Origin of the sequence: Novosphingobium sp. 63-713 (assembly GCF_001898925.1) — a bacterium.
Taxonomy (GTDB): Bacteria; Pseudomonadota; Alphaproteobacteria; order Sphingomonadales; family Sphingomonadaceae; genus Novosphingobium.
Genome location: NZ_MKVS01000008.1, coordinates 147,958 through 164,075 on the forward strand (window position 1 = coordinate 147,958; position 16,118 = coordinate 164,075).

At 63.1% G+C, this 16,118-nt stretch carries 15 protein-coding genes, 1 tRNA gene and 1 other RNA gene; 9 read left to right on the top strand and 8 right to left on the bottom strand.

Annotated features, from left to right (window positions below; all coding sequences use genetic code 11):
* The first annotated feature begins 8 nt into the window (after positions 1-8).
* Entirely contained in the window at positions 9-1,028 is a 1,020-nt protein-coding gene (gene pdxA / locus BGP00_RS05860; protein WP_292690098.1) for a 4-hydroxythreonine-4-phosphate dehydrogenase PdxA, read from the top strand.
* On the top strand, positions 1,028-1,873 hold the full coding sequence (gene rsmA, locus BGP00_RS05865) for a 16S rRNA (adenine(1518)-N(6)/adenine(1519)-N(6))-dimethyltransferase RsmA (RefSeq protein ID WP_292690097.1): 846 nt from the start codon (positions 1,028-1,030) through the stop codon (positions 1,871-1,873). The genes pdxA and rsmA overlap by 1 nt, the downstream gene beginning before the upstream one ends.
* A gap of 39 nt (positions 1,874-1,912) precedes the next feature.
* On the opposite strand, the gene BGP00_RS05870 is transcribed toward rsmA, so the two are convergent.
* The gene (locus tag BGP00_RS05870; RefSeq protein ID WP_292690227.1) at positions 1,913-4,063 is read right to left on the bottom strand and encodes a malate synthase G; all 2,151 of its coding nucleotides are present in this window, start codon (positions 4,061-4,063) and stop codon (positions 1,913-1,915) included.
* Between the two features lie 338 nt (positions 4,064-4,401).
* Between BGP00_RS05870 and BGP00_RS05875 the strand changes: the two genes are divergently transcribed.
* On the top strand, positions 4,402-4,644 hold the full coding sequence (locus tag BGP00_RS05875; protein WP_168604580.1) for a hypothetical protein: 243 nt from the start codon (positions 4,402-4,404) through the stop codon (positions 4,642-4,644).
* On the opposite strand, the gene BGP00_RS05880 is transcribed toward BGP00_RS05875, so the two are convergent.
* The 4 genes from BGP00_RS05880 to mscL form a co-directional block, all read right to left on the bottom strand.
* Entirely contained in the window at positions 4,641-5,180 is a 540-nt protein-coding gene (locus tag BGP00_RS05880; protein WP_292690095.1) for an rRNA large subunit pseudouridine synthase E, read from the bottom strand. The two genes, BGP00_RS05875 and BGP00_RS05880, sit on opposite strands and share 4 nt — an antisense overlap.
* The gene (locus tag BGP00_RS05885) at positions 5,180-6,319 is read right to left on the bottom strand and encodes a cupin domain-containing protein (protein ID WP_292690093.1); all 1,140 of its coding nucleotides are present in this window, start codon (positions 6,317-6,319) and stop codon (positions 5,180-5,182) included. The genes BGP00_RS05880 and BGP00_RS05885 overlap by 1 nt, the downstream gene beginning before the upstream one ends.
* Positions 6,320-6,369: 50 nt before the next feature.
* Positions 6,370-6,771: a transfer-messenger RNA gene (gene ssrA / locus BGP00_RS05890) on the bottom strand.
* 75 nt (positions 6,772-6,846) lie between these two features.
* The gene (mscL, locus tag BGP00_RS05895) at positions 6,847-7,284 is read right to left on the bottom strand and encodes a large conductance mechanosensitive channel protein MscL (protein WP_168604577.1); all 438 of its coding nucleotides are present in this window, start codon (positions 7,282-7,284) and stop codon (positions 6,847-6,849) included.
* A 154-nt stretch (positions 7,285-7,438) separates the two neighbouring features.
* Between mscL and BGP00_RS05900 the strand changes: the two genes are divergently transcribed.
* Both BGP00_RS05900 and BGP00_RS05905 read left to right on the top strand, forming a co-directional pair.
* Entirely contained in the window at positions 7,439-7,999 is a 561-nt protein-coding gene (locus tag BGP00_RS05900; protein WP_292690090.1) for an NUDIX hydrolase, read from the top strand.
* A 33-nt stretch (positions 8,000-8,032) separates the two neighbouring features.
* Positions 8,033-9,163, top strand: a complete 1,131-nt coding sequence (locus tag BGP00_RS05905; RefSeq protein ID WP_292925722.1) for a substrate-binding domain-containing protein — start codon at positions 8,033-8,035, stop codon at positions 9,161-9,163.
* Between the two features lie 267 nt (positions 9,164-9,430).
* Here the strand turns inward: BGP00_RS05905 and BGP00_RS05910 are convergent, their stop codons facing one another.
* Entirely contained in the window at positions 9,431-10,864 is a 1,434-nt protein-coding gene (locus BGP00_RS05910; RefSeq protein WP_168604575.1) for a DEAD/DEAH box helicase, read from the bottom strand.
* Between the two features lie 147 nt (positions 10,865-11,011).
* Positions 11,012-11,620, bottom strand: coding sequence for a hypothetical protein (locus BGP00_RS05915; RefSeq protein ID WP_292925723.1), 609 nt, complete (start codon positions 11,618-11,620; stop codon positions 11,012-11,014).
* A gap of 152 nt (positions 11,621-11,772) precedes the next feature.
* Here BGP00_RS05915 and BGP00_RS05920 point away from each other — a divergent pair, with 152 nt between their 5' ends.
* Together BGP00_RS05920 and BGP00_RS05925 are read left to right on the top strand one after the other, a co-directional pair.
* The gene (locus BGP00_RS05920; protein WP_292690085.1) at positions 11,773-13,203 is read left to right on the top strand and encodes an FAD-binding oxidoreductase; all 1,431 of its coding nucleotides are present in this window, start codon (positions 11,773-11,775) and stop codon (positions 13,201-13,203) included.
* A 104-nt stretch (positions 13,204-13,307) separates the two neighbouring features.
* Complete coding sequence (locus tag BGP00_RS05925) at positions 13,308-14,093, top strand: SapC family protein (RefSeq protein WP_292690083.1); 786 nt, start codon at positions 13,308-13,310, stop codon at positions 14,091-14,093.
* Positions 14,094-14,415: 322 nt separating this feature from the next.
* Here the strand turns inward: BGP00_RS05925 and BGP00_RS05930 are convergent, their stop codons facing one another.
* Entirely contained in the window at positions 14,416-15,369 is a 954-nt protein-coding gene (locus BGP00_RS05930; RefSeq protein ID WP_292690081.1) for an N-formylglutamate amidohydrolase, read from the bottom strand.
* Between the two features lie 146 nt (positions 15,370-15,515).
* Here BGP00_RS05930 and cpdR point away from each other — a divergent pair, with 146 nt between their 5' ends.
* Positions 15,516-15,890: a cell cycle two-component system response regulator CpdR gene (gene cpdR / locus BGP00_RS05935; protein WP_168604570.1), complete on the top strand. Its 375-nt coding sequence runs from the start codon at positions 15,516-15,518 to the stop codon at positions 15,888-15,890.
* A 128-nt stretch (positions 15,891-16,018) separates the two neighbouring features.
* Positions 16,019-16,093 (top strand) — tRNA-Val (locus BGP00_RS05940).
* Positions 16,094-16,118 lie beyond the last annotated feature (25 nt).

A 16,118-nucleotide genomic window follows, 5' to 3' on the forward strand; every position in this document is an offset into this window, starting at 1 on the left:
ATAAAGAGGTGGCCTATCCAATCCTTCCATTGGCTGTTTCGCTGGGCGATCCGGCCGGTGTGGGGCCGGAACTGATCGCGGCGGCGTGGTTTGCGCGCCGCGTCCATGCCCTGCCCGCCTTTTGCGCGGTGGGCGGCGCGGCCGTGCTGGCCGGGGCGGCGCGCGCGCGCGGGCTGGACATTCCGGTCGAGCGCGTCGCTTCGATGGAGGAGGCCGCGCTGGTCTATGATCGCGCGCTGCCCGTGATCGGCGAGTTCGATGGCGAATATCGTCCCGGCGCGCCTGATCGCGACGGCGCGGCGCTGGCGCTGGAAAGCCTGACTCAAGCCACCGCTCTGGCCGTGTCGGGTCAGGCGGGCGCGCTGATGACCGGGCCGATCGCCAAATCGCGGCTGGCCGAGGTGGGTTTCGATTATCCCGGACAGACCGAATTTGTCGCCCATGCCGCAGGTGTTGAGGCCGAGGATGCGGTGATGATGCTGGCGGGTCCGAATTTGCGCACCGTGCCGCTGACGGTCCATGTCGCGCTCTCGGCGGTGCCGGGGTTGATTACGCAAGACCTGATCCTGCGCCGTGCGCGGGTGGTGGCGCGAGCGCTGGAGCGTGATTTCAGGCTGACCAACCCGCGCATCGCCATTGCCGCGCTCAACCCCCATGCGGGCGAAGATGGGCGTTTTGGCGACGAGGATCAGCGCATCGTGGCCCCGGCCATCGAACAATTGCGCTCCGAGGGCATCAATGCCAGCGGGCCGCACGCCGCCGATGGCCTGTTTGCGGCGCGTGGGCGGGCCTCGTTTGACGTGGCCATCTGCATGTATCACGATCAGGCGCTGATCCCTTTGAAAGCGCTCGATTTTGACCATGGTGTCAATATCACGCTGGGCCTGCCGATCATCCGCTCCTCGCCCGATCACGGCACAGCCTTTCCCATCGCGGGCAAGGGGCAGGCCAATGTCGGCGCGACGGTCTCGGCGCTGCGCCTTGCCGCCGATTGCGCACGCAGCCGCGCCGCCCTATTGGCGGCCTGATGAGCGATTCCGATTTACCGCGTCCCGATTTGCCGCCCCTGCGCGAGGTCATCAATGCCCATGGCCTGTTTGCCAGCAAGGCGCTGGGCCAGAACTTCCTGTTCGACGAGCAATTGCTTTCGCGCATCGCGGCCATCCCCGGACGGCTGAAGGGCCAGAATGTGCTGGAGGTCGGCCCCGGCCCCGGCGGTCTGACTCGCGCCCTGCTGCGCGCGGGGGCCAAGGTCACGGCCATCGAAATGGACAAGCGCTGCATGGCGCCGCTGGGCGAGTTGGCCGAGGCGTTTCCGGGGCAATTGACGGTGATCGAAGGCGATGCGCTCAAAATCGACCATGCCGCCCTGTTTGATGGCGAACCTTACGCGATCCTGGCCAACCTGCCCTATAATGTCGGCACGGCTTTGTTCACGGGCTGGCTGTCGGGTGAGACTTGGCCACCGCGCTGGACCAGCCTGACGCTGATGTTTCAACAGGAAGTGGCCGAGCGGATCGTGGCGCCATCGGGCAGCGATGCTTTCGGGCGTCTGGCCGTGCTCAGCCAATGGCGCGCCGCCCCCAAGATCGCGATGAAGGTGCATCGCAGCGCCTTTACCCCGCCGCCCAAGGTGATGAGCGCGATCATCCATGTGAAGCCCGGCGATATGCCCGAAGGCGTCTCGGCCCGGATGCTGGAGCGCGTGACCGAGGCCGCCTTTGGCCAACGGCGCAAAATGCTGCGGCAAAGCCTGAAAGGCCTGCCCGGCGCGCTGGATGCCCTCGAAACCCTTGGCATCGACCCGGCCCGCCGCGCCGAAACGTTGTCCGTGGCAGAATTCGTCAGCATCGCCAAAATTCTCAGCGCCTGAAGAAAACCCCCGGAGCATCGGCCCCGGGGGTTTCTTGCATCAGGCCGTTTCGAGTTGCCGCGCCGCCTGCTTCTTCTTCAGGCGCCATGCGTGCAGCAAGGGCTCGGTATAGCCGCTGGGCTGCTCCACCCCGTTGAACACCAGATCGCAGGCCGCGCGGAAGGCATAGCTTTCCTCCCAGCGCCCGGCCATCGGCTCATAGAGCGGATCGCCCGCGTTCTGGGCATCGACCTTGGCGGCCATGCGCTTGAGCGAATCCATGACCTGCTCGCCCGTGGCCACGCCATGCAGCAGCCAGTTGGCCATATGCTGGCTGGAAATACGCAGCGTGGCACGGTCCTCCATCAAGCCAACATCGTTGATGTCGGGCACCTTGGAGCAGCCGACGCCCTGATCGATCCAGCGCACAACATAACCCAGCAAACCTTGCGCATTGTTATCCAGTTCCTCGGCGACATCCTCGGTCGAGAAATTGGTGCCCAGCGCCAGCGGGATCGTCAGCAAAGGCTCCAGACCCGGCACAGGCTGCGCGGCGATTTCACGCTGGCGGGCAAAGACGTCCAGCCCGTGATAATGCGTGGCATGCAACGTGGCCGCCGTGGGCGAAGGCACCCATGCGGTGTTGGCCCCGGCGCGCGGATGGCCGATCTTCTGCTCCAGCATGTCGCGCATCCGGTCGGGCGCGGCCCACATGCCCTTGCCGATCTGCGCCTTGCCCGACAGGCCGCTGGCAAGGCCGATGCCGACATTGCGCGCCTCATAGGCCGAAATCCAAGCCGAAGCCTTGATGGCATTCTTGCGAATGACCGGGCCGGCCTGCATCGAGGTGTGGATCTCATCGCCGGTGCGGTCAAGGAAGCCGGTATTGATGAAGACGATCCGCTCCTTCACCGCCTCAATGCAGGCGGCAAGGTTGGCGCTCGTCCGGCGCTCCTCGTCCATCACGCCCACCTTGATCGTGTGGCGCGCAAGGCCCAGCAGATCCTCGACCGCGTTGAACAGGTCGTTGGTGAAGGCGACCTCCTCCGGCCCGTGCATCTTGGGCTTGACGATATAGATGCTGCCCGTCCGGCTGTTACGATGGCGGCCCAGACCTTTAAGGTCCTGCATCGCAATCGCGCTGGTGATGACAGCGTCCATCACACCTTCGGGGATCTCGCGGCCATCGGCCAGCAGGATCGCCGGATTGGTCATCAGATGGCCGACATTGCGGATGAACAGCAGGCTGCGTCCGGCCAGCGTCAGGTTCGAACCATCCAGCGCCGTCCATTCCCGATCCGCCGCCAGTTCGCGGTGCAGGATCTTGCCGCCCTTTTCAAAGCTCTCGGTCAGATCGCCGCGCATCAGGCCCAGCCAGTTGGCGTAGGCGGCGATCTTGTCCTCGGCGTCGACGGCCGCGATCGAATCCTCAAGGTCGCAGATCGTGGTCAGCGCCGATTCGAGGATGATATCGCTGATCCCCGCCTTGTCGGTCGCGCCGATGACATGGGTGTGGTCGATCACGATCTCAATATGCAGGCCATTGTTGACCAGCAGCAGCGCGCCCTTATGCCCATCGCCGCGCCGGGCGATCAATTGTTCGGGCCGCGCAAGAGCAGGCAGCGGACGTTCGGGACTGATGCCTTCCCAATCGGCCCATGAGCCTTCGGCCAGCGGAACCGCCGAATCGAGGAAAGCCCGTCCCGCCGCGATCACCGCCGCGCCGCGCTCGACATCATAGCCGCCCTTTTTGGCCGCCGGAGCATCGAGCGCATCGGTGCCGTAATAGGCGTCATACAGGCTGCCCCAGCGCGCATTGGCGGCGTTGAGCAGGAAGCGGGCGTTGAGGACCGGCACAACCAATTGCGGCCCGGCCATCGTCGCGATTTCCGCGTCCACATTGCGCGTGGTGATGGCAAAGGGCGCCGGTTCGGGCACGATATAGCCGATGGCGCGCAGGAAGCCCTCATATTCGGGCAGATCCACGGCGATCTTGCCGCGCTCGCGATGCCAGCCATCAATGGCGACCTGAAGTTCATCACGGCGGGCCAGCAGCGCGCGATTGCGCGGCGCATATTCGCCCAGCAACGCGGCAAAGCCCGACCAGAAGCGCGATGCATCCAGCCCCAGCGGCGGCAAAACCCGATTTTCGACGAAAAGGGCCAGATCGCCATCAACCTGAAGGCCAGCCCGGTCCTGATACTTGCTCATCATCATCACCCTCATCCAAGGCGCCGCCCAAGCGAATGCCTGAACGACATAAAGGCATGCGCGCTAAACGCATGGCATACATGGACTCCGGGGAGGAGAGACAGATAGACTTATGACCGATGGCGGCGCCTTTGGCAACCGGCTTGTCGGGCGCGGCGAATTTTCAGGCGCCTTGCGGCAATTATCGCAAAGCCGGAGCGTTTTGTCCCAAAGGCGAACAATTCATGGTTAACGCCATGTTTACCACCCTTGCACCACCTAGGGGTTATGCCAGAGTGGAGCCACAGGCCGACACGGACATTTCAAAACACCGTGAGGGCAAAGCAGAGGTTTGGCTTATGTGGCAGAAAATCGCCCGTCTTTTCGTCATCAAGACTCGTGCCGAAGCGTTTCTCGTGATTTTCGCGCTGGCCAATGGCGCGGTGCAGCGCGGACAGGTCTATCTGGGCCAATATCCCGGTTTCGGGGGCAAGCTGCTGTTTCTGGCCTGCACCGGCTCGGTGTTCATGGCGGGCGCCAAGATCCTCGACTGCATCAAGCATGAAGCGGCCAAGGCCGAACCGGAAACCGTCAAAGCCTAAACCTCTCTGAATTCGCCCTGCCCCAATCCATCCAGCGACCATTCCCCCACGCGCCAGCGCACCAGACGCAAGGTCGGGTGCCCCACGGCGGCGGTCATGCGGCGCACCTGACGGTTGCGCCCTTCGTGAATGGTCAGCGCGATCCAGCAATCAGGCACCGTCTTGCGAAAACGCACCGGCGGATCGCGCGGCCACAGATCGGGCGGGTCGATCCGCTCGGCCTTGGCGGGCAAGGTCATGCCATCCTTCAACCGCACCCCTCGCCGCAGCGCTTCAAGAGCCGCCTCGTCCGGCTCGCCTTCCATCTGCACCAGATAGGTCTTGGGCGCCTTGTAGCGCGGATCGGTGATGCGCGCCTGAAGCCGCCCGTCATCGGTGAGCAGCAGCAGCCCCTCGCTGTCATGATCGAGCCTGCCCGCCGGATAGACGCCAGGACGCTTGATGAAATCGGCCAAGGTCGGGCGCGGCGGGCCATTGGGTTCGGGGGTGAACTGGCATAGCACGCTATAGGGTTTGTTGAAGAGAATCAGCGCCATCAATCCTCTTCCTCAAAACCAAGACTACCTTGATTGATGAGCGCGGTAAGCAGGACCAAGCTCTCTTCGCCCGGCGCAGTCCCGCTCCATTCGCCGCCCGCGCAAAGGTCGCGCGCCAGTTCTGCGGCCTCGCCCCGACATTCGCGGCAGACGCCATCGACGAAGAGCAGAACGCCCTCACCTGCCTCGATAAAGGCGAAGCGATGCGCCGGGTTGCGATGCAGCGCATGGCCCTCGCCCAGCATCGCGGCGACCTCGTCGGCCTCCATTTGCTCCTCAGGGCGCCAGTCGGTTTCGGCATATTTGGACAGGCTGTTATAATGGCCAAACCAGCGGGCAAAGGCACCGCGATCCGCCAGCGAGGCCAGCACCATGCCATGCAGGCGGTCAAGCGCCTCGGCGGTGATCTCGCCCGGATGCGCCTGAAGGCTCAGATCGGGGTCGGCATAGCGGTCATCCTCGGCCATGGCGTCAACCTGATGCGCGGTCCACGCCTCGGCCAGTTCGGCGCGCGAGGGAGCGCGAAAACCCACCGAATAGGTCATGCAATCATCGCCAATCGCCACGCCGTCATGGGCAAAACCGGGCGGGACATAGAGGATATCGCCCGGCTCCAGAACCCAATCGCCCGTCGCCTCGAAATCCTCGATCAGGCGCAGATCCTCATGAGGAACCAGCGGCGTCTGCGCATTGCAAACCGGGCCGACCCGCCAGCGGCGGCGACCAAGGCCCTGAATCAGAAACACATCATACTGATCGAAATGCGGCCCCACGCCCCCGCCGTCATTGGCATAGGAAACCATCACATCGTCGATCCGCCAGTCCGGCACGAAACGAAACGGCTCGATCAGCGCCGCCACATCCGGCACATAATGGTCAACTGCCTGCACCAGCAGCGTCCACGGCTCCTTGCCCAGAGCGCCAAAGCGTTCCTCAGCAAAGGGGCCGCGCTCCAGCGCCAATTTGCCGCTGCCACTCGTAATCAGACGCGATTCAACGCCCTCCTCGCAGGCAAGGCCCGCCAGTTCGTCCGGCTCAAGCGGATTGGCCCAAGCCTTCCACGGATTGCGGATCAGCAGCGGGCGCTTCTGCCAATTGGCGTTGAGGAAGGCGGCGACATCGAAATGGGCGAATTGCATCGCGCGCTCATGCGCTCTTGGGCGCGTTCTGTCAAAATGTAGGGGAGATAGGTGGGGCGGTTCTGTTGCTAGGCCCGCCCCGGGCCCCCGAATTCCCTTCTGTTACCCGGTGGGTTCAACCGTGTTCTAGGTTTGTAACTTCAGCCCGTTAAGGCCTAGAATTACGCAGCCAGAGCAAGTGCTTCGTTGTCGTTGGCACTTATGAGTTTTGAGCCTTATACGGGTTACTCAGCCCGGGCAAAAACAGCGCTTTTCAACACACGTCGATCCTAGTTCGGCCCCATCAACACCCTCGCGACAACGAGGCCCCGGCACAGGTCCGGGTAGTGATGGTGGAGCCGCCGGGTACCGCCCCCGGGTCCGCTGCATCTATTGCACGCCGCAGTTTATCACCATAGCCGGTCGAAACCGGCGAGGGGTGATATAGGCGCAATTTTGCAAAAGAAAAGGGGGCCGCCCCGATTTCCGATGGCAGCCCCCCTGTGCATGTTGGCTGGTCTCAGCGCGCCTTTTTCAACGAGCCTTTTTCAACGCGCCTTAAGGGCATCGCGGATTTCGGCCAGCAGTTCGACCTCGGTGGGGCCGGCGGGCGCGGCCGGTGCCTCGGGGGCGGCAGGCTTGGCGGTGGCCTTGTTCGCGCCCTTGACGATCAGGAAGATCACGAAGGCCATGATCAGGAAATTGATGATCGCGGTGACAAAGCTGCCATAGCCCAGCATCGCCACACCCGCCTTTTTCAGCGCGGCATAATCGGTGGGCGATCCGGTATAGCTGGCCGGAATATCGCCCAGCAGGATGAATTTGGACGAAAAATCGATGCCGCCCGTGACCTTGCCGATCACCGGCATCAACACATCATCGGTAAGGGAGGAAACGATCTTGCCAAAGGCCCCGCCGATGATCACACCGACCGCCAGATCCAGCACATTGCCGCGTGCGATAAAGGTCTTGAATTCCTGAAGCATATTATCCTTCCCTCTTCTGCCTGACCCAGAATTGCCACAGGGCGATGTTAACCACAACCGCCTATCAGGCCCTTATGTTTGCGCCTTCAACCTGACGCCTTGCACTTTGCCCAAAGCGGTGGTTAGCCGACAAGACGTTGCAACGGAGCCTTTGATGACCAAGGAAAAGATCGTCCAGACCTGGCGCGAGAGCGAAGAGCAGGTGGTCTGGCAGGGCCGGTTCATCGCGACCAAGCAGCGCGGCAACTGGGAATATGTCAGCCGCGCGCGCAACATCCGCGCCGCCGTCATTCTGGCGATTGACGAGGAGGACCATGTCCTGCTGGTCGAGCAATATCGCGTGCCGTTGAAGCGCACCTGCCTGGAATTGCCCGCCGGTTTGGTCGGCGATTCCGATGACAATGCCGATGAAGTGGCCACCGATGCCGCCCGGCGCGAATTGATCGAGGAAACCGGCTATGATGCCGCGCGCATGGAAGTGGTGGGCGAATTTTACTCCTCGCCCGGCATGGTGACCGAGAGCTTTACCCTGCTGCGCGCCCATGGGTTGACCAAGGTCGGCCCGGGCGGCGGGGTGGATGACGAAGAGATCATTACCCACCGTGTGCCCCTTGCCGACATCGGCGCTTTTGTCGCCGCCCGCCGCGCCGAGGGCATGGCGATTGACGTGAAACTGTTGATGCTGCTCGCGCCTCAGATTATTGCGCGGGGGTGAAATCGACCGTGTGGCCCAATGGCCTCTGGACAAGTGATAGCAAAGAGGGCCAAGACCGCCGCCATGGGGGAAGATGATCGCCACAAAACCGCCAAGCTGCATTCGACCGACGAGGCCGAAGCGCTGATCGACGCCGGTAAGGCGAAGAAGCGCTATCGCGTCACGTCCTTCGATGTGGCCGCCGAGGCAGGCGTCAGCCAGTCCACCGTCAGCCGCGCGCTGGCGGGCGACCCGGTGGTGAGCGAGGCGACCCGCGCGCGCGTGGCCGCGGCCGCAGCCAAGCTGAATTATCACGTGGACGAGAATGCCGCCCGCCTGCGCACCGGCCGGACGGGCACTCTGGCGGTGGTGGTGATCTGCCGACCCGACGAAGATATCAAGAATTTCAACCCTTTCCACTTCGCGCTTTTGGGCAGCGTCTGCGCGGCGGCTTCGCGGCGGCGGCATGAAACGATCGTCTCGTTTCAGGGCGCGTCCGACCACCTGTGGGGCCTGTATCAGGAACAGCGCAAGGCCGACGGGCTGATCGTCATCGGCACCAGCGAGAATTGGGACGCTTGGGATTACTTCCACTCCATTGCCGCCGAGGGCGCGCATCTGGTCTGTTGGGGCAGCCCGCATGAGGACCTCGATTGGGTGCGGTCGGACAATATCGGCGGGGCGCGGATGGCGACCCAGCATCTGATCGATTCGGGCTATCGCAACATCGTTTGCATTGCCTCGGAAACCTCGGCCCAGCGCCAGTTCAAGGAGCGCTATGAGGGCTATGCCGAATTGCTGCGCGAACAGGGCATGGAGCCGCGCCTGATCACCTTTGAGGAGGGGATGAGCCGCGACGAACAGGGACGCCGCGCGGCGGTGGAACTGATCCGTTCGGGCGTGCCTTTCGATGCGATCTTTGCCTGCTGCGACGAAATGGCGCTGGGCGCGCTGCGTGTACTGCGCGAACAGGGGATTTCGGTGCCTGAACAGGTCGGCCTGATCGGCTTTGACGGCATTCGCGCCGGGGCGCATTCGGCCCCGCCCCTCTCCTCGGTCGAACCGGATTTCCAGACAGCGGGCGAAGTTCTGGTGGACCGCCTGCTCTCGGTGATCGCAGGCACGCCGGGCGAAAAGAAACGCGTACCGGTGCGCTTGTTGCCCAGGGGCAGCAGCCGGAGGTAAGGGAGCCTTTTGCTGTTTGCGCTTTTGCCGGCTGCGTAAACGGCCGAAATGCCAGCCAACTGCGCCCTCACCAAATCCAGCGGATCAGGGGAACTGGACCAGGCTACATGCACCCATGCCCGTGCGTCCATGCTTTTTAAGCCGGCACGAGATGCGCAGGGCCTTGCGGTTCAAGGCACCTATAATCGCAGGTTCGGCTGAACGGTTCCGCAAAAGCGGTAAAGGCAAAGGGCCGCGTGACGAAACACGCAGCCCTTCAATCCATCCTTACAGAGCCGATACACCCAAAAATTCGGGAATCGGCCCATTCCATTCGCCCGGCTTGGACGGCGGATCATTGTCGCGCCAACGGCCACGGCTGCGATCTTCCTGACGATGCTCGTGGCGGTTTTCATGCCTATGCTCGCGGCGGGGCGCGCGCTCCTCGCGGGGGCTGCGCTCTTCCTGCTGCGCCCGTTCCTCGCGGCGCGGACGCTCCTCACGGGCAGGCCGTTCTTCACGCGCAGCGCGTTCCGGCGCCTTGCGCTCGCGCGGCTTATGCGCGGTTTTCTCGGCCTTCTCTTCCGCCTTTTCGGCCTTGTGGTCGATCTCCAGCTTGATTTCCGGGATCGGGCCGCCGGTCAGCTTCTCGACATTCTGGATCGCTTCCAGATCGGCATCGCAATAGATCGTGAAGGCGCGGCCTGTGGCCCCGCCGCGACCGGTGCGGCCGATGCGGTGGACATAATCATCCGGATGCCAGGGCGTGTCGAAGTTGAAGACGTGAGAAACGCCCTTCACATCCAGCCCGCGCGCGGCCACGTCCGAAGCGCACAGGATGTTGATTGAGCCATCCTTGAACCGGTCCAGCTCGGCAATACGGCTCGACTGATCCATGTCACCATGGATTTCACCGGCGGCAAAACCGTGGCGCTTCAGGCTCTTGGCCAGTTCGCGCACCGTCGTTTTCTTGTTGGCGAAAATGATGGCCGTGGTCACGTTGTCGTGACGCAACAGATGGCGCAGCACTTCGCGCTTCTGCTTGGGGCCGCATTTGACCTTGTGCTGGGCGATGCTGGTGTTGTTCGAAGCGGGCCGGGCAACCTCGATATATTTCGGGTTGCTCAGGAAGCGGTCGGCCAGCTTCTTGATCGGCGGCGGCATCGTCGCGGAAAACAGCAGCGTCTGGCGCTGGGCCGGGAGCTTGGAGCAGATCGTCTCGATGTCGGGAATGAACCCCATGTCGAGCATACGGTCGGCTTCGTCGATCACCAACAGGTCGCAGCCCGTGAGCAGGATCTTGCCCCGCTCGAACAGGTCCATCAACCGGCCCGGCGTGGCGATCAGCACGTCCACACCATCCGAGAGCGCCTTGACCTGATCCCCCATCTGCACGCCGCCGATCAGCAGCGCCATCTTGAGATCATGGTTCTTGCCATATTTCTCGAAATTCTCGGCCACCTGCGCGGCCAGTTCGCGCGTAGGCTCAAGAATGAGCGACCGCGGCATCAGCGCGCGGCGGCGGCCATGCGCGAGAATGTCGATCATCGGCAGCACGAAACTGGCGGTTTTGCCGGTGCCGGTCTGTGCAATACCGATAAGGTCGCGCATCATCAGCACGGAAGGGATTGCCTGCGCCTGAATCGGCGTGGGCGTGTCATAGCCAGCAGCGGTAACGCTTTGCAGCAATTCGTCGGAAAGGCCGAGATCGGCGAAACTCATGGGTTTGGGGTGTTTCCGCAAGTGGGGGCATCCGTCCTACCCGTGGCCGGATGCACAAAACCGCCGCCTTGGCGGACAAGGCGGCGCGGGTGTTGGGGGATTAGCGCCAAATCGCGACGAAAGTCAAGAAAATCGCCCGAAACAGCCTTAACGGCGCACGGGAACTTCGACCAGGGCGTGTAAATCATGGATCAGGCAATTGGCGCCCGAGCGCGCGTGGATCTTGTCACGTTCGATGCAGATCTGTCCGTCGGCGTTGCGTTCGACATAAAAACCGGAATAAAAATCATGCGCATGGCATGATTTATCCAGCCCCGCCGTGACCACCCGCGAATCGCGCAGAAAGAACAGCAGGCGGTTGCGCGGCGCGCTCTGAACGCTGACAATGGAGGAGGCGGGCAGGCATTTGCCCATGTTGCGCTCTTCCAGCCGGGTGGAGCGATCCTCCTGATCATTCTCGATCACGAAGACCGGCGGCGGCACCGGCGGCCCGGGCGAAATGCGGATCGAGAACTGCTGCTGAATGCGGACCTGTTTGTATTCATCGTCCAGATCGAGGCCGCGCACTTGCACAGCATGCCAGACTTTCTCGCCCGTATCGACCAGTGAGGCTGCTCCGGCCGGAGACTCGCCATGAATCAGTGCGACAAGGCCCAGCACAGCCACGGCTCCCCCAAGCACCCAACGCCCGCGGCGCAGGCCGGAGCTGACGCCAATCATGCGCCGCAAAAGGATCGGAAAGGGAAGTCTGGCCATATATTTGCAAGGTTTGATCCTCCCATGCGGCAGGCCAAACGTGTAACCCTCATGTCTGTTTCTCGGACTTGTGACATAATCACATTTGTTTGAACAGCCGCTTAACCTGCACCTTCTGGAAGCGGCGCAGGGTCTGTGGCATAGGGCGGGCCATGACCCGGAACGACACCTTTCTCGCCGCCGCCGCCGCCCTTCTTGGCCCGCGCGGATTGACCTGTGATCCTGACCTTCTGGCGCCGTGGCTGACTGACTGGCGCGGGCGCTATACGGGCTCGGCCATGGGGCTGGCCTCGCCCGCCGACAGCGCCGAACTGGCCAAGCTGGTGATGCTGGCAGGAGAGCACAATGTGACGCTGGTGCCGCAGGGCGGCAATTCGGGCATGAGCGGCGGGGCAACACCCGATGCCAGCGGGGCCTCGTTGCTGGTTTCGCTGCGGCGGATGAATGCCATCGGGCCGATCGATCTGGAAAACCGCCGCGTCACTTGCGGGGCGGGGGTGGTGCTGCAAAACCTGCACGAAGCCGCCGAGGCGGTGGGGCTGCGTTTCCCCCTCACCCTGGGCGGCAAGGGTTCGGCCACGGTGGGCGGGCTGATCTCGACCAATGCGGGCGGCACGCAGGTGCTGCGCCACGGCAACATGCGCTCGCAGGTGCTGGGGCTGGAGGCGGTGCTGGCCGATGGGGCGATCTATTCCGCGCTGACGCCGCTGAAGAAGGACAATCGCGGTTTCGACCTGAAGCAGCTTTTCATCGGGTCCGAAGGGACGCTGGGCATCGTCACGGCGGCCACGCTCAAGCTCGAACCGGCGCTGGCCGACCGGCGGGTGATCTGGGCCGGGGTGGAGAGCATTCAAGCCGCGCGCGCGTTGCTGCTTCATGCCGAAAAGGCCGTGGGCGAGGCGCTGGAAGGCTTTGAGGTGATCCCCCACCCCAGCCTTGAAGCGGTGTTCGATTACGCGCCCGATATGCGATCGCCGCTGGAGGGCGCTCATGCATGGTACGCGCTGATCGAGGTCGTGGCCGATGCGGCGGATGCGCCGACGCTGGGCGAGCGGGTCGAGACGATGCTGGCCGATGCGTTTGAGGCGGGGCTGCTGCAGGACGCCGCCATCGCCAACAGCGAGTCGCAGGCCGAGGCATTTTGGGGCCTGCGCGAGACGGTTCCCATGGCCGAACGCAGCAAGGGACCGGCGATGCAGCACGATATATCCGTTCCGGTGGAAAAAATGCCCGACTTCATCACCGACGCCATCGGGCGGGTCGAGGCGACCTTTCCGGGCGTCCATGCCGTGGCTTTTGGGCATCTTGGCGATGGGAATGTGCATTTCCACGTAATCTCTCCGGAAGGGAGCGAAAGGGCCGTCTGGGAGGCCTCGGACGGCAAGGCCATCAGCCGTTTTGTTCACGATCTGGTCACGCAATGGGGCGGCTCGCTCAGCGCCGAACATGGCATCGGCCAGATGAAAGTGGGCGAATTACAGCGCCTTGGCGATCCGGCCTCGCTGGGCCTGATGCGTGCGGTCAAATCCGCGCTGGACCCCAAAGGATTGCTTAACCCGGGAAAGCTATTGCCCTCGGTGTGAAACCGTGCAGGGTGACTTGCCTTGGGCAAAACCGCGCCCTATGGCCTGTAACTTGAATATTGACCTTGTGGGGCCTTTATTGCCCCAGTTTTCGGAGAGACCCCATGGCCAGCGCGCCGCAGAACGCCAACCTGCCGCTGTTCTACAACGACCTCGTTCCGCTCAACAGCCGGGACCACGCCAATTACAAGAGCCAGAGCACCGACAAGGCGACCTGGTTGATTGGCCAGCACGCCGTGCCGCTGACGGTCGAGGAATTCCCGCAGGCCGCGCGCCACTTCCCCATCGTGTTCTCCAGCGGCGATCAGCCGGTTCCGCTGGCGCTGATGGGCCTGAACGAAGGCGTGAACGTTTTCGTCGATGCCGAAGGCAAGCTGACCTCGGAAGTCTATGTGCCGGCCTATGTCCGTCGCTATCCCTTCATGCTGGCCCGCCTGACGCCCGACGCGCAGGAACTGTCGCTCTGCTTTGACCCCACCACCAACCTGCTGGGCGAAGAAGTGGACGGCGCGCCGCTGTTCGATGGCGAAGCGCCCAGCGAAGCCACCAAGAACCTGCTGCAGTTCTGCGAAAACTTCGAAGAAGCCGGTATGCGCACCGCCGCTTTCGTTGAAGAGCTCAAGAAGCACAACCTGCTGATGGAAGGCGAAGTCGCCATCCAGCAGGAAGGCACGGAACAGCCCTTCGTCTATCGCGGTTTCCAGATGGTCGATCAGGCTAAGCTGCGCGAAGTGCGCGGCGACGTGCTGCGCGGTTGGAACCAGTCGGGCCTGCTGCCGCTGCTGTTCGCCCACCTGTTCAGCCTCGACCTGCTGCGCGAAATCTTCGCCCGTCAGGTTCAGCTCGGCGTTGGCCCGGTTGTGCTGCCGCAGGTCGCTCCGGTCGCCTGAACGCGTGACGCGCCTTAATGCGTGATATCGCGGCCCATCACCGGCCGTGATGAAAACAGACCCCGCCCGGCCCTGCGCCCGGCGGGGTTTTGCTTTAAACGAACCAAAAAGGATAAATTTCAACTCGTCGCATTTTCTTTTCCAAGTGATGCATTTTATCACTAAACGCTTGCGGCGGCCAAAATGTCAGGGTAATACACAGTCATCCGGTTGGCGCTTCCCTCATGGCCCGACTGGATTGGTGCAACTTCGGTTGCACTTCCTCCCTGAACCTTGGCCACCTCGCGCATCGCGCGAGGTGGTTTTTTATGTGCCGCGCGGCTTATTCGGCCGCCTCGGGCCATGTTTCGCCCGCCCGCCGCCCGCCCATCGCGGCCACCTGCGCGCCCAGTGTAAGGACCAGCGAGGACAAAAGCGCCGCCATCGCATCGAAACCCTCGCCGGTTTCGATCAGTTGCGAGTCGAGATAGGCGGCCCGGTCCACCTCCAATTGCATGGCATGGACGCCACGGCGCGGCGCGGCATGGTGATCAAGCGCAAATCCCCCGGCATAGGGCCGGTTATGCGCGGCCAACACGCCTCCCCCCGCGAAATGCGAGAAGGTCCGCGCCACCAGTTCACCATGGCAACTGGCCCCAAAACGATCCCCGACGACAATAGTGGCCGCCTCCTGCCCGATGATTCGCGGCAGCGGCGGCATGGAGTGCAGGTCGATCAGCAGCACCGCGCCCCAGCGCTCGCGCTCCTGCGCCACCAGATCGGCCAGAGCGGTATGGTAGGGCTGATGAATACCATCGACTCGCGCCTCGACCTCGCTCCATGACAGGCGCCCACGCCAGATCTCGCCCATGCCCGGCAGGCGGCGCGGAACCAGCCCCAGCCCGCTGCGCGCCCGGCCATTGGCGGGCCCCGGCCCCGGCGCGACAAGACCGAGCATATCCCAATCGACATCATCATCGGCGCGGTTGAGATCCAGCATCGCACGCGGCGCATGGGCCAGCATCAGCGCCGCCCCGGTTTCGCGCGCCACCGCCAGAGCCAGATGGTCCACCAACCGATCCTCAAGCCGCAGCGCCGCGACATCGGGATACCGCATCCGCGCCAGCACATCGGGAGGATAGCGCCGCCCGCCATGGGGCGCGGCAATCACCACCGGCAGGCGCGAAACCGCAGGCGACAGAACAGAAAAGGCCGGTTCACCAAGGCCGGGGATCACGCCGCCATCGCGACGGATCACACCGAGCGAATCGCACAGTTCAGGCCGAATTTCATTCATCGCCCCACAGTGCGGATTTCTCCCCCGCGTGTCAAAGTTAGCACCTTGGCGCCGGGGTGTTTCAAATCAGGTCATGCCCGAAATGCCGCGAGAAATCCTTTGCAGCGCGCGCTATAAGCGGAACAACGATAAAGAGAGATAACGCCATGATCCGAATTCTGCTTGCCGAAGACGAAGCCGCCATGCGCACCTATCTGGCCCGCGCGCTGGAAAACGCAGGCTATGACGTGGTGGCGGTGGATCGCGGCACGGCGGCGCTGCCCTATCTGGAGCGCGAGCATTTCGACCTTTTGCTGTCCGACATCGTGATGCCCGAAATGGACGGCATCGAACTGGCCCAGCGCTGCGCCGAGGTCAGCCCGGACACCAAGGTGATCTTCATCACCGGCTTTGCCGCCGTCACGCTCAAGGCGAGCCGCGAAGCGCCCCAGGCCAAGGTGCTTTCCAAGCCCTTCCACCTGCGCGATCTGGTGGCCGAAGTGCAGCGCGTGTTTGGCCAGCCCAGCCAAATCAGCGTCTAAACAGGCCCTTACGCAAAAAAATTGCAATATTTCGCATAAGCCTCTTGCGCTAATCGAAGAGCACCGTTAGAGGCCGCGTCACACCCGGCGGACGCCAACAACGCCAACCGGGATGGACTTGAAAGTGTGGGCGTATAGCTCAGTGGTAGAGCACTGTGTTGACATCGCAGGGGTCGGAAGTTCAATCCTTCCTACGCCCACCATTCAAAAACCCGCCACGCCGCAAGG